General features: G+C 46.5%; 14 protein-coding genes and 1 pseudogene. 6 read left to right on the forward strand and 9 right to left on the reverse strand.

Annotated features, from left to right (window positions below):
• The 4 genes and pseudogenes from F8N00_RS09480 to F8N00_RS09495 all read left to right on the forward strand — a co-directional run.
• Positions 1–928, forward strand: a pseudogene (locus F8N00_RS09480) (2-oxoglutarate dehydrogenase E1 component); the annotation flags it as partial.
• A gap of 35 nt (positions 929–963) precedes the next feature.
• The gene (odhB, locus tag F8N00_RS09485) at positions 964–2220 is read left to right on the forward strand and encodes a 2-oxoglutarate dehydrogenase complex dihydrolipoyllysine-residue succinyltransferase (RefSeq protein WP_055968443.1); all 1257 of its coding nucleotides are present in this window, start codon (positions 964–966) and stop codon (positions 2218–2220) included.
• A 157-nt stretch (positions 2221–2377) separates the two neighbouring features.
• Positions 2378–3274, forward strand: a complete 897-nt coding sequence (locus F8N00_RS09490) for a glycerophosphodiester phosphodiesterase (protein ID WP_075642498.1) — start codon at positions 2378–2380, stop codon at positions 3272–3274.
• Positions 3275–3490: 216 nt separating this feature from the next.
• The gene (locus F8N00_RS09495) at positions 3491–3934 is read left to right on the forward strand and encodes an Rrf2 family transcriptional regulator (protein WP_023468545.1); all 444 of its coding nucleotides are present in this window, start codon (positions 3491–3493) and stop codon (positions 3932–3934) included.
• A 53-nt stretch (positions 3935–3987) separates the two neighbouring features.
• Here F8N00_RS09495 and mnhG read toward each other — a convergent pair whose 3' ends face one another.
• The 7 genes from mnhG to F8N00_RS09530 are packed head-to-tail and all read right to left on the reverse strand — an operon-like array spanning position 3988 to position 9775.
• On the reverse strand, positions 3988–4362 hold the full coding sequence (gene mnhG / locus F8N00_RS09500) for a monovalent cation/H(+) antiporter subunit G (protein ID WP_023468544.1): 375 nt from the start codon (positions 4360–4362) through the stop codon (positions 3988–3990).
• Positions 4346–4582 carry a Na(+)/H(+) antiporter subunit F1 gene (locus F8N00_RS09505; protein WP_369792030.1) on the reverse strand — a complete coding sequence of 79 codons (237 nt, stop codon included), beginning with the start codon at positions 4580–4582 and terminating at the stop codon, positions 4346–4348. Before F8N00_RS09505 ends, mnhG begins: the two co-directional genes overlap by 17 nt.
• Positions 4583–4629: 47 nt before the next feature.
• Complete coding sequence (locus F8N00_RS09510; protein ID WP_023468542.1) at positions 4630–5106, reverse strand: Na+/H+ antiporter subunit E; 477 nt, start codon at positions 5104–5106, stop codon at positions 4630–4632.
• A 3-nt stretch (positions 5107–5109) separates the two neighbouring features.
• Positions 5110–6597, reverse strand: a complete 1488-nt coding sequence (locus tag F8N00_RS09515) for a Na+/H+ antiporter subunit D (protein ID WP_421018113.1) — start codon at positions 6595–6597, stop codon at positions 5110–5112.
• Entirely contained in the window at positions 6590–6931 is a 342-nt protein-coding gene (locus F8N00_RS09520) for a Na(+)/H(+) antiporter subunit C (RefSeq protein ID WP_023468540.1), read from the reverse strand. The genes F8N00_RS09515 and F8N00_RS09520 overlap by 8 nt, the downstream gene beginning before the upstream one ends.
• A gap of 1 nt (position 6932) precedes the next feature.
• Entirely contained in the window at positions 6933–7373 is a 441-nt protein-coding gene (locus tag F8N00_RS09525) for a Na(+)/H(+) antiporter subunit B (protein WP_023468539.1), read from the reverse strand.
• Positions 7370–9775 carry a Na+/H+ antiporter subunit A gene (locus tag F8N00_RS09530; RefSeq protein WP_075642496.1) on the reverse strand — a complete coding sequence of 802 codons (2406 nt, stop codon included), beginning with the start codon at positions 9773–9775 and terminating at the stop codon, positions 7370–7372. The genes F8N00_RS09525 and F8N00_RS09530 overlap by 4 nt, the downstream gene beginning before the upstream one ends.
• Positions 9776–10132: 357 nt before the next feature.
• Here F8N00_RS09530 and F8N00_RS09535 point away from each other — a divergent pair, with 357 nt between their 5' ends.
• Entirely contained in the window at positions 10133–10384 is a 252-nt protein-coding gene (locus tag F8N00_RS09535; RefSeq protein WP_023468537.1) for a hypothetical protein, read from the forward strand.
• Between the two features lie 40 nt (positions 10385–10424).
• Here the strand turns inward: F8N00_RS09535 and F8N00_RS09540 are convergent, their stop codons facing one another.
• Both F8N00_RS09540 and F8N00_RS09545 read right to left on the reverse strand, forming a co-directional pair.
• Positions 10425–10718 (reverse strand): hypothetical protein, encoded by a 294-nt coding sequence (locus tag F8N00_RS09540; RefSeq protein ID WP_023468536.1) that lies wholly within the window; start codon positions 10716–10718, stop codon positions 10425–10427.
• A 244-nt stretch (positions 10719–10962) separates the two neighbouring features.
• Positions 10963–11676, reverse strand: a complete 714-nt coding sequence (locus tag F8N00_RS09545) for a YebC/PmpR family DNA-binding transcriptional regulator (protein ID WP_023468535.1) — start codon at positions 11674–11676, stop codon at positions 10963–10965.
• Between the two features lie 194 nt (positions 11677–11870).
• On the opposite strand from F8N00_RS09545, the gene F8N00_RS09550 reads away from it, so the two are divergent.
• Positions 11871–13643: a glycoside hydrolase family 13 protein gene (locus F8N00_RS09550; RefSeq protein WP_421018114.1), complete on the forward strand. Its 1773-nt coding sequence runs from the start codon at positions 11871–11873 to the stop codon at positions 13641–13643.
• Positions 13644–13723: the final 80 nt, after the last annotated feature.

The raw sequence follows: 13723 nt of genomic DNA on the forward strand, positions 1-13723 counted from the left end.
AGATGTGTATAAGAGACAGGTCTACAACAGTCCGTTGTCTGAAGCAGGTGTACTTGGTTTTGAATACGGTTATAACGTCTTCGCTCCGGAAACACTTGTATTATGGGAAGCGCAATATGGGGACTTTGCGAACTCAGGTCAAGTCATCTTCGACCAGTTCATCTCAGCTAGCCGAGCAAAATGGGGACAAACGTCAGGTCTCGTCATGTTGCTTCCGCATGGTTATGAGGGGCAAGGACCAGAACACTCGAGTGGTCGTTTAGAACGTTTCTTGACGTTATCGGGTGAGAAAAACTGGACGGTCGCGAACGTGTCAAGTGCTGCCCAGTACTTCCACCTGTTGCGCCGACAAGCAGCGATTCTCGGGAAAGAGGAAGTCCGACCGCTCGTCGTCATGACGCCGAAGAGTCTCTTGCGTCATCCGCTTGCGACATCCGATGTCTCTGAGTTGACGGAAGGTAGTTTCCAACGTGTCATCGAACAAGCTGGACTTGGCGAAGCACCAGATCGTGTTAAACGTCTTGTGTTCTGTTCTGGTAAGATGGCAATCGATCTAGCAGAAGCCGTTTCAAAATCAGATGAGAATCTCGATTGGCTACAAATCGTCCGGGTCGAGGAGTTGTATCCGTTCCCGGCGAAAGCCTTACAAGAAGTCATCGCGCGCTATGAAGCCGTCGAAGAGATGGTCTGGGTACAAGAAGAACCGAAAAACATGGGGGCTTGGTCCTTCATGGAACCTCGACTTGAGACAGTCGCACCGAACGGCATCCAAACCGTCCGTTACATCGGTCGTCGTCGTCGTTCTAGTACAGCAGAAGGTGACCCGTCAGGTCATAAAGTAGAGCAGGCACGTATCATCAATGATGCACTCACAGCGACTGTTTCTACTCCAACAGCACCATCACACGTATCAAATCACACATCATAACTTAAGATAGAATCGAGTCATAGGGGGAGAATACGATGGAAATCAAAGTACCAGAACTTGCCGAATCAATTACTGAAGGAACGGTGGCGTCTTGGTTAAAACAACCAGGTGATCACGTGGAAAAAGGGGAAGCCATCGTTGAGCTCGAGACAGATAAAGTCAACATCGAAGTACCGTCAGATGAAGCAGGTACGTTGACGGAAGTGATGGCTGCTGAAGGAGATACAGTTCGCGTCGGGGAAACGATTGCTGTCATCTCTGCTGGTGGCGAGGCTCCAAAACCGGCTGCGGCAGAACCAGTACAAGAAACGCCAAAAGAGACACCAAAAGCAGAAGAAAAAGCGGAACAACCGGTGGCTGCAGCAGCGACTGAAAGTACATCTGTTGCGGATCGTCCGATTGCTTCACCTGCTGCCCGTAAACTGGCTCGTGAAAAAGGAATCGATTTAGCGCAAGTGGCGACGCAAGATCCACTTGGTCGCATCCGCGTCCAAGACGTCGCGACGTTTGAAGTAGCACCACGTGAGCAAGCAAAACCGGCTCCTACGAAACCCGCTACACCGGCACCAGCACCTGCAGCCGCTCCTGGGAAACCGGAAGAGCGAATCAAGATGTCACGCCGTCGTAAGACGATTGCGAACCGACTCGTTGAAGTTCAACAAACGGCAGCGATGTTGACGACATTCAATGAGATCGATATGTCAGCGGTCATGGCACTACGTAAACGTCGCCAAGAGAAATTCGTGAAGGAAAACGAAGTCAAACTCGGCTTCATGTCATTCTTTACGAAAGCAGCAGTTGCAGCACTTAAAAAGATGCCATACTTGAATGCTGAGATTCAAGGGGATGAAATCGTCCTGAAGAAATTCTACGATATCGGGATTGCGGTCTCAGCACCGGACGGTCTCGTCGTTCCTGTCGTACGTGATGCGGACAAGAAGAACTTCGCTGAGATTGAAAAAGATATCATTCAACTCGCTGTCAAGGCGCGTGACAACAAACTCGGTCTATCTGATTTGACGGGTGGTACGTTCACGATCACGAATGGTGGTACGTTCGGTTCACTCATGTCGACACCGATCTTAAACGGTCCACAAGTCGCGATTCTAGGGATGCATGCAATCAACTTGCGTCCTGTCGCGATTGATGCTGAACGGATGGAAAACCGTCCGATGATGTATGTCGCACTCTCCTACGACCACCGAATCGTTGATGGAAAAGAAGCCGTTACGTTCCTGAAGCACATCAAAGATTTGCTTGAAGATCCAGAGTCATTGATTTTCGAAGCGTAAGTTTCAAAAAGACCCGTTTGATCGAACGGGTCTTTTTCTATGTCGTAATAACACTTTGTCATCAAATCACGAAATGACATTTACATTTTCTCTATATCAGCTTCATACATACGACTTAGGATAGGTATTGTAAGAATATTTCAAGGGGGAATCAATTATGTTGAAACAATTTGGGTTAACGATGGCTGCAGGCGCGATATTAAGTACAGGTTTTCCGACAGAAGATGTCGGTGCACAATCAAAAGGAAAATCATTGCTCGATCCAAATCGAATCATCAACGTCGCTCACCGCGGAGCTTCAGGGTATGCACCAGAGCATACGATGCCAGCTTATGAAATGGGACATAAGACATTCAAAGCGGATTACATCGAGATTGACTTACAGATGACAAAAGATGGTCAATTGATTGCGATGCACGATGAAACGGTTGATCGGACGACAGATGGGACGGGTGCTGTCAAAGACAAGACACTTGAAGAAATCAAGAAGCTTGATGCAGGAAGCTGGTTCAATGAAGTAAACCCTTCACTTGCTCGAAAAGAGTACGCTGGATTAAAAGTGCCGACACTTGAAGAAATTTTCTCGACATATGGAAAGCATGCGAACTATTATATTGAAACAAAATCGCCAGAGGTTTATCCAGGTATGGAAGAGAAGTTATTGAATACCTTAAAAGCTTATGATTTATCGAGTGATCGTGTAAAACCGGGTCAAGTCTTAATTCAATCGTTCAGTGAAGCAAGTCTTCAAAAAGTCAAAGCCATGGATCCGAATGTACCGCTTATTCAGTTGATGGAAGCGAACGAAGTCAAGGCATTGACGGATGATCGATTGACTGCAATCCGTCAGTATGCGGTCGGTGTCGGTCCTTCCTTCAAAGCGTTGACACGTGAGAACGTCTCAGCGATTCGCGCGCATGATTTATTACTTCACCCGTATACTGTCAATGAAAAAGCGGATATGGTACGTATGCTTGATTATGGTGTTACAGGTGTCTTTACGAACTATGCCGACCGTTTCAATGATGTCGTGAAAGGGCTGTACAAAAAATAAAGTAAAAACGAAACAGTACTATTTCTTCTTTCGAACAGGAAAGGAGGAATAGTTTTTTGTTTTTAAAACTCGTATTTTAAATCCAATATTTCATTCCATACGTAAACCCTATAGAGGTTTATCAGAATTTCGAATCATGAGACAAAACAATGTAGTCAGTTTCGTATTTCATGGTACGATAACAGTGCAGTTTTGGGAAGGAATGGAGTGAGGATCGTGAGAATTACACAGTATACGGATTATGGACTACGTGTGTTGATGTATCTCGGGGTGCACCGGGATGTTATCACACCAATGCCGCAGATTGCCAAGCATTATGGCATCTCATCCAACCATTTAATGAAGGTAACACAACAATTAGCGAAACTTGGCTATGTCGAATCAACAAGAGGTCGGTCAGGCGGACTCCGTTTGATTCGTGAGCCAAAAGACATCAACATCGGGAAAGTCGTTCGGGAGATGGAACCGATGGATATCGTCGAGTGTTTTGGAAGCAACGGTCATTGTGTCATCGAACCAGGATGCCGTCTAAAAGGTGTGCTCGGACGAGCGCTTCGAGCTTTTATCCGGGAACTGGAACAGCATACATTAGAAGAATTGCTAGATAATCGTGATGAGTTGGCACTCTTGTTTGCTGCCTCATCTTTACAGCGTTCCTAATCAAAAAACCCTCGCTTCCGTGAATGGAAGCGAGGGTTTTGTCATAGCGATATTTATACATCATCTTGACGTTTCTTTGGTTCCACATGTTCTTTGTTCTGGGACAAGTCGTCTCGAACAGACGATTTCCATAGCGGCACATTGCTGTAATATGCAGCACGAGCGATCAGATGTCCTCCAATTGGTGCTGTGATGAGCACGAACAGAATGCCGAGAACGACACGAGAGGAGAAGAATCCATCTTCAGTGACGAAATAGATGATGACGCCGATTAAAATCGACATGACACCTAATGTCGCGCTTTTAGATGCAGCGTGAGCACGCGTATAGACATCCGGTAAGCGGATCAGACCAAGCGCGGTGACGAGACTAAATCCCATACCGAGCAAGGCGAAGACCGCGACGATCAATTCATTGGTTGCGATCACGTTCGATGATCTCTCCTTTCTCGATATATTTTGAAAAGGCAACTGTACCGATGAAGGCGAGTATACCAATCAACAGGATGACTTCGAGGTAGTCGCTCGTCCGTAAGATGATCGAGACAAGTCCAACGATTGAAATCAAGCTGATACCAATTGAATCAAGCGCGATGACACGATCCGCAACACTTGGTCCTTTGATGACCCGGTAAAACAGACCAAGCATCGAGAGAAAGACACCCCCGAGTGCGATATAGATTAAAATATCGAACATCACCGACTCACCTCCAGAATGGCTTTCTCAAAACTATCACGAATCGAAGCGACCGCTTCATCGACCTCTGGCATGTGGAGTGCATGAATGTAGAGTGTCTTATTATCATCCGAGATATCAACGACAAGCGTTCCCGGTGTCAGCGTGATCAGCATTGACAGCAACGTGATTTGCCACGGTTGATCGAGTTCGGTCTCATAGGCGAAAATACCAGGTTGAATATCTAACTTCGGCTTTAAAATGATTTTCAAGACATCGATGTTCGCGACGACAAGCTCGTAGAGAAAGCGGAAAAACAATAGGACGAGTGCGACGACAGGTCCGAGATAAAAGCGACCTTTGAAGCCGCGACGGAAAGCGAACATCGCAATCAGCCCTAGCGCGTAACCGATGACGAAACCGGAGGCCGAGAAATTGTTTGAGAGAAACATCCACAAGAATGCAAGAAATAAGTTGAGCAAGACTTGAAATGCCATGAATTAACGACCTCCTTTTAGTACGGCATCGATATAGAGCGTTGGATTCGTCAACGGTTCGACGGCTTGTTGAATCAGTGGACGCATCGCCTCAGCACCTACTCCATAGAGAATGCTGAGCGCAACTAAGACAATCGTAGGAACTAGCAGCTTGGGAACAAGCGCTTGTTTATCACCCGAGTAGGTCTTCGGTGTTCCCCAAAAGGCACGCATGAACAATTGAACGACGGAATACAAGACGAGCAGACTTGATAGTAAGACGATGATCGGTCCAATCAACTCACCAGCTTCAATACCACCACGAACAATCAGGAATTTCCCAATGAACCCGCTGAGCGGTGGAATCCCGGCAAGTGATAACGCCGCGATGAAGAACGTCCAACCTAGTACAGGATAGGTTTTGATCATCCCTCCCATATCTTTCAGTTTACTCGAGCCGGCAATTCCGACCATGATCCCTACGAGAAGGAATAAAGCGGCTTTGATCAACATATCATGAAGAAGGTAGAAAATCGCACCTTCTAGTGCTTGCGGTGTCATGAGGGAAACCCCGTACAAGATGACCCCGACTGCGACGATGATGTTGTAGATGATGATTTGCTTCGCATCCCGTGTCGCAAGCGCACCGATCACCCCGATGATGATCGTACTGAGAGCAAGGATACTTAAGATTTGATGAATCGTTCCAATCTCATTTGAGAAGAACAAACTATACGTCCGTAAAATCCCGTAGACCCCGACCTTCGTCAGCAAGGCACCGAACAGAGCAAGAACAGGCGTCGGCGGTACTTGATAAGAACCAGGTAACCAGAAGTAGAGCGGGAAGATCGCACCTTTTAATCCGAAGACGATCAGGAATAACAAGGCGATGACGTTTAGGATTGCCGGCTGTCCGACCTCTGAAATCTTTTGACTGATATCCGCCATGCTGAGTGATCCGATGATTCCGTACAAGAAGGCAACCGTCATGACGAATAATGCGGACGAGATGACGTTGATCAAAAGATACTTCAGCGATTCTCGTAATTGTGCCGGTTTCCCGCCGAGAACGATCAAGACATAAGACGAAATCAGGAAGACTTCGAAGAAGACGAACATGTTAAAGATATCACCTGTCGTAAAGGCACCATTGACACCAACGAGCAGGAATTGAACGGCGATGAAATAGTAGTATCGTTGATAGGAAACGCTCAAGTAGACAATGGCATACCAGATGATACAAAGAACAAGAATGCTCGTCGTCGTGACGAGTAAAGCGGATAGCATGTCAGAGACGAGTGTGATACCAAAAGGTGCTGGCCAGCTACCGAGTGTGACTGTTAAGATGCCGTTCGACCGGACAGTCAGCACAAGATAGATGGAGACACAGACAGTCAAAATCGTCGAAAAGAGGGAAACGATTCGTTGTCCTTTGAGGTGTCTCGGGAAAAACATCAAGATGACACCCGTCAACAAAGGGATGATGATTGGTAGTAGCGGTAAGTTAATCATTCGAATCGGTTCCTTTCATCTCTTCGATATTATCGGTTCCGAGTTCTTGATAGGCACGATAAGCGAGTACCAAGAAAAAGGCAGTGACACCAAAGCTGATGACGATGGCGGTCAAGACGAGTGCTTGCGGTAGTGGATCCGTATAGGAAGTCACGCCGTCCTTTAAGACCGGAGCCGCGCCTCGTTTTAATCCACCCATCGTCATGACGAGTAGATGGGCAGCGTGGCTGAGCAACCCTGTTCCGATGATAATGCGAAGAATACTTTTCGAAAGAATGAGATAAATGGCACACATCGTCAGGATGCCTGCGGCGATCGCCATGATGATTTCCATATTAATCACTCTCCCCAATCGTTTGAATAATCGTCATCGTCACACCGACTACAACAAGATAAACACCAAGATCAAACAACATCGCCGTATGAAGTGATGTCTTACCGAATAACGGTAGGTTGAAATAGTCATGTGCATGTGTGAAGAACGGGACGTTAAAGACAAGCGCTCCTGAAGCCGTCAGTACGGCAATCAACATGCCAAGAGCCGTGATCCATTTGTAGTCGAATGGCAAAATCCGGCGTAACGTCTTGATGTCGTAAGCAAGTAAGATCAAGACAAGAGCAGACGCCGTCACAAGACCACCAATGAAACCGCCACCTGGCGTATAGTGTCCAGCAAAGAACAAGTAGACAGCAAACAGGAAGATGATGAACGTGATAAAGGAAGTCGCGGACTCTAAGATGACGTCATTCGTATGCTTTTTTGTCTGCTTTTTCATTTATCCATCCCTCCTGTTCGTCTGAATTTAATCATCGTGTAAATTCCGATTCCGGCAAGTGCGAGAACGGCAATCTCAAACAACGTATCAAAGCCACGGAAGTCGACGAGAATGACGTTGACCATATTACCGCCAGCGGCAAGATCAGCGACATTATCGATGTAATATTTGGCGATTGAAGTAAACGATCGTTGGCTGAGAGAAGCAAGTGCGACGAGTGTCACCGTCAATCCGACGAGTGCCGAAATCAAGGCGTTGCCGAGCTTGAACGGAATGCGCTCTTCTTTCCGGCTGATTTCCGGTAAACGATAGAAAACGAGCAGGAACAGAGCGACCGATACTGTCTCGATGACGAGTTGCGTCAAGGCAAGGTCTGGCGCTCGGAACAAGACGAAGAACAGAGCGACCGTATAACCTGTTACACCGAGCAAGATGATCGATGTCAGTCGTGAACGCGCAAAGGTGATCGAGAGTGCACTCGAAACGAGAACGAGTGCAAGGATGATCTCATACGCGTCAATCGAGCTGATTGGATCAACCGCGAAGCGGAAGGCATCAAACCCGTATAATGCCGTCAAGATCAAGATGACGATGAATCCGAAGATGTAGACGAGATACGACCGCATGTATCCGGTCATGACCGTATCATGGATTTTTGTCGATGTCTGTTCACCACGACGTAACAAGGCGTCATATTGATGATTCAAGGAGACGGCACGTGGTATCCGGTTGTAAAGCGATTGCCAGCGTGGCAATGTTTTATACAAGATGACGCCAGCACTGATGATCACGAGTGTCAGGAATAATTCAGTATTGAATCCGTGCCACATTGAAATATGCACATCAATCTTGCCACCGGCATCAACGACTTGCGGTAAGATCGCTTCGACTGCTGGTCGGATCAACGTATCCGATAATATATTCGGGAAGAGTCCGATGATGACGACAAGCGAGACGAGGACGAGAGGTGGAATCAACATGCCAATCGGTGCCTCGTGTGGTGTTTTCGGTAACTTGTCGTCTTGACGCTTACCGAAGAACGTTCTGCGGACGATCAAGATGCTATAGACGAATGTAAAGATACTTCCGACGACGGCGAGTACAGGAATGATCCAACCGTAAGAAGGTAAGTGGAACAAGTCAGATCCTGAAACTTCAAGTACACCTGTCAAGAACATCTCTTTACTTAAGAAACCATTGAATGGTGGAATCCCCGCCATCGAAAGGGTCCCGATCATCGCAATCGTCATCGAAATCGGCATGAGTTGCGCAAGACCACCGAGCTTCCGAATGTCGCGAGTACCAGTCTCGTGATCGACGATTCCCGCCATCATGAAGAGACTGCCTTTAAACGTCGCGTGGTTGATCAGGTGGAAGATCGCAGCGACTGTCGCAATCGTATATAATCCGTCATCTAACGCGTCAACGTGCAAGGCGGCTGCTCCGAGTCCGAGCAAGGACATGATCAATCCAAGCTGAGAAATCGTCGAGTAAGCAAGGATTCCTTTCAAATCATGTTGTTTCACCGCATTGAGTGAACCCCAGAATAAGGTGAATATTCCGACAGATGAGACGAGATAGAACCAGAGCGACTCATCCGCAAAAATCGGACTGAAACGAGCGACAAGATACAACCCTGCCTTGACCATCGTTGCCGAGTGCAAGTAGGCGCTGACAGGGGTCGGTGCTTCCATCGCATCCGGTAACCAGATGTGGAACGGAAATTGAGCCGATTTCGTGAAGGCAGCTAGCAAGAATAAAACGAGGGCGACCGAAAAGAAGGGTTCACCTTGAATCGATTCAAGCGACGCATAGGTCTCACGAATACTTAACGATCCACTGAGTGTTGAGAGAATCGCGATTCCCCCAAGCATCGCTAGTCCACCGAAGACGGTGATCAGCATCGATTTTTGAGCGCCGTAACGAGAACGTTCCCGCTCGTACCAATAGGCGATCAATAAGAACGACGAAATCGACGTTAATTCCCAGAACAGATAGAGGACGATCATGTTATCTGACAGCACGACGCCAAGCATGGCGGTCATGAACATCAACAGATAGACATAAAATGTTCCGAGTGATTCTTTTTTCGCATCTAAATAAAAAATCGAATAAAGAACGACGAGTGAGCCGATTCCTGTGATCAATAGTGCGAACAATAAGCCGAGTCCGTCGAGATACGTGACGAAATCGATACCGAGCGATGGTATCCACGGCATGCGTGCCGTAAAGGTCTCACCTGACATCGTACCAGCGAGAAAGCGGCTGAAATACGAAACGAGCAGTACAGGTACGACAAGTACAAACCAACCGGTATGAATGTTCGGAAGGCGTTTCGCTAGAAGCGGAATGAAAAGACTGATCAATATGGGCAGTAAAATAGCCCCGTGCATCACGGACACGAAATTCCCTCCTTTGTGACATCGACGACCAAAAATGAAAAAGGGACGCGAACGCAAGCTGTTGAAGCTCGGAACTGTCCAGTAGAAGACACGATTCATTTTGTTCGTCGAAGATGTTTCTGAATCAAGTATAGCGTACTTTTTTCCTTCTTGCATGACGTGAAGCGTTGAAGCATAAGGGATAGAGCCATTTTCTCTCTTGATTATTAAATATGTAGGAACACGGCAGAAATAGGCTGAAATTTTTTTTGATTTTTTTCAAATAACACGTTGATCCATGAGAAGAATGATTCAAACTCAAGTAACTCGGGTACATCTATCTAGAGTACAACTAATGACCATAGAGGGGGAACTTTCATGCGAGCAACATTCAAGACAGGTGTCATTTTAGGTGGTTTAGCGGCGATTGCGACAATCGCCTATCAACAATACCAACAACGAAAAACGACTTCAGACGATATTGACCATCGTCCAAGTGTCGACGCGAAACGCGATCCGGCTGAAGTCGGACTGACACAACTTGATTCCATTCATCGGGCAGATTGGCAAGCGAATGGATTCCCACAAACGCACGCAGAACTCGAACGCCTCGAGCGAGAAGAAAATTAAAAAAACACGTCTCTCGAATGAGAGGCGTGTTTTATGGTCATTAAGCACTTGTTGTGACTAGGGCACGTGTCCGTTCACTGTGTGCAGTATAAGAAGAAAGATGTTCGAATTGATAAAGCGTTAAGGTCGCTGTGCGACGTTGACCGGTACTCGATTCTAGCATTAAATAAGCTTCATTGAAGTCTGTTCCACCACCATCATAGCGGATGTGTGCCGTAATCGTTCGTCCATCTGTTGTCTGCATATAAATATCGTATCCTCCGAAATCAACGCGCTTAAAGCTAGTTGCCTCGCTTACGATGTGTTTGAATGTTTCGATTAAAGAATATGTCATCGTTCGTTCCTCCTTTTATTTCTTCAAAGCAAAATAAGTTATAATCAACTCCGAATATTACTATTCCCATTAAATTCAAGAAATAAACATCATAAATGAATCTTTTTTAGTTCTTGTTATGAAACGCGTTTCATACTTTATGATGAATACAGACGGTGCGTGACCGATTCTGGGCGTTAACCGATATAGAAACTATAATCAAAAAGACAAGGGGATGGTCGTGACCATCCCCTTGTCTTTTTGATTATAGTTCTACGTTGTGATAGACCTGTTGCACATCCTCAAGATCTTCCAGTGCATCGATCATTTTCTCGAATTGGGCGACGTCGTCTTCAGACAACGCGACTTCGTTTTGAGCGAGCATGACGAGTTCGGCAAGTGAGAACTCGGTGATCCCTGCAGCTTTCAACGCTTCTTGCACAGCATGGAATTGTTCCGGCTCAGCGTAGATGATGACAGATTCGTCTTCTTCGAGGATATCGCGCACATCAATATCCGCTTCCATCATCAATTCGAGAACGTCATCTGCAGTTTTACCTTCGAAGGCAAAGATTGCCGTCGCATCGAACATATAAGCGACGGATCCGCTCACGCCCATGTTTCCGCCATTTTTTCCGAATGCAGCACGGACGTCAGAAGCCGTCCGGTTAACGTTGTTCGTCAACGTTTCGACGATGACCATTGAACCGCTTGGACCGAATCCTTCATATCGTAAGACATCGTAGTTTTCTTCCGCTCCACCTTTTGCTTTTTCAATCGCCCGATCGACGATGGCACGTGGCACGTTGTATGTCTTCGCTCGTTCGAGAACGACCTTTAATGCTTGGTTTGATTCTGGATCGGGTTCACCTTGTTTAGCCGCTACATAAATCTCACGACCGAACTTTGCGTAGATCCGACTCGTATTTTTGTCTTTTGATGCTTTTTTTTCCTTGATGTTGTTCCATTTACGACCCATTTCGTATCCACTCTCTTTCCGTAATATCAGAAATCCCTGATTTCCTATGCGTTATCAGTATACCTTAAACTACCTGACAGACTGAACTAAAATGTCGGTGGAACAGTTGAATTTCTACTAAATACGTTTAAGCGATGCGGAAGAAAGGAACTTTACCGATAGAGAAATATCAATTTAAGGGAGAGTGGCAGAATTTGAATCAGGCTGGAGTAGTTCATCGCGCATTATCACCGTTCGTTTATGCCTATGATCAAGAAACCGTCCATGTCCGACTTATGACGGCTAAAGGCGATATTGAAAAAGTTGAATTGATATATGGTGATCCGTATGAATGGGAAGCGGAAAAAGAAGAAGACCGAGATTGGAATTTTGATCCGGAGAAAGAAAAATCATGGAAAGTGAAACGGACGCCGATGCAACACAATGGAAGTGATGCGACGTATGACTATTGGTTCATTGCAATCCGTCCAGAACGGAAGCGGGTACGGTATGGGTTTGAGGTTCATGGCGATAAGATAGCCGTTTTAACCGAGCGTGGCTGGTATGACGAAGCACCACTCAATCATCCAGGCTATTATTTTTCTGTGCCATATGTTCATGCGACGGATGTCTTTGATACACCGGATTGGGTGAAGGATACGGTCTGGTATCAAATTTTCCCGGAACGATTTGCGAATGGTGACCGGGCGAATGATCCAGCGGGAACGAAGGAGTGGGGAAGTGAAGCACCGGCTTTTCAGAATTTCTTCGGTGGAGATTTTCAAGGGGTCATTGATCACGTCGATCATTTACAACGTCTCGGCGTCACGGGTGTCTACTTCTGCCCAGTCTTTGAGGCACCATCCAATCATAAATACGATACGCTTGATTACTTGAAGCTTGATCCTGCGTTCGGTGACGAGAAAACGTTCCGCAAGATGATCGATGTGCTACATGAGAACGGTATCCGCATATTACTCGATGCCGTCTTTAATCATATTAGTGAAGAGCACCCAGCATTTCAAGATGTCTTAGAAAAGGGACAAGACTCGAAATACGCCAACTGGTTTACGATTGATTCCTTCCCGGTCGATCCATCGATTCCAAACTATGAAGTGTTTGCATTTGAACGAAACATGCCGAAGTTGAATACTGCCCATCCGGACGTCAAAGACTATTTGCTTCACGTCGGACGTTACTGGGTCGAGGAATTCGGAATTGACGGCTGGCGTCTGGATGTCGCGAGTGAAGTCGATCATGCGTTTTGGCGTGAGTTTCGAAAGGAAGTCCGGGCTGCGAACGGAACATGTTATATCGTCGGCGAATGCTGGACGGATTCGCAACCATGGCTCCTCGGCGATCAATTTGATGCCGTCATGAATTACGGTTTGACAGAGAGCTTTTTGACTTGTTTTGCGACGGGCGAGACGAGCGTTCGTGATTTCTCACATGCAGTCAGTCGAAATTTAAACTGGCACTCTCAAAATGTCAACGAGGTCATGTTCAATTTGATTGACTCGCATGATACACCGCGTGCTCTAACGCGTGCGAAAGGGAATATCGATCGAATGAAATTGCTCTTCACTACACTGTTGACGTTTCCAGGTTCACCCGTCATCTATTATGGTGATGAGATTGGAATGAAGGGTGGGCAAGATCCGGCCAACCGTGCGTGTATGGAATGGGACGAGACGAAGCAGAACTTTGAGTTGTTCGATCACGTTGCGCAGTTGATCGCCCTTCGAAAACAGCATCCGGTTTTAGCAAATGCCGGAACGTATCATTTCCAAAGGATCGATGATACAAGACAGACATTTATTGTCGAGCGACGTCAGGGCGAACAGGTTTACTTGCTCGTCGTCAACGTCAGTGAAGAGGTACAATCTCTTTCGCTTGAAGGAACGTACGAAAGTCTGTTAGATGGAACGACGTTATCGGGAACTATTCAAGTAGAAGCTGTGTCAGCTCTTCTTTTGCGACACGTATAAGAAAAAGCAAGTCGTGGATATCGCATCCGCGACTTGCTTTTTTAGTGTGCATTACGAATCAAACGGATGGATCAGTAAAC

Source organism: Exiguobacterium sp. A1_3_1, from assembly GCF_048985645.1.
Classification (GTDB): Bacteria; Bacillota; Bacilli; order Exiguobacteriales; family Exiguobacteriaceae; genus Exiguobacterium_A; species Exiguobacterium_A indicum.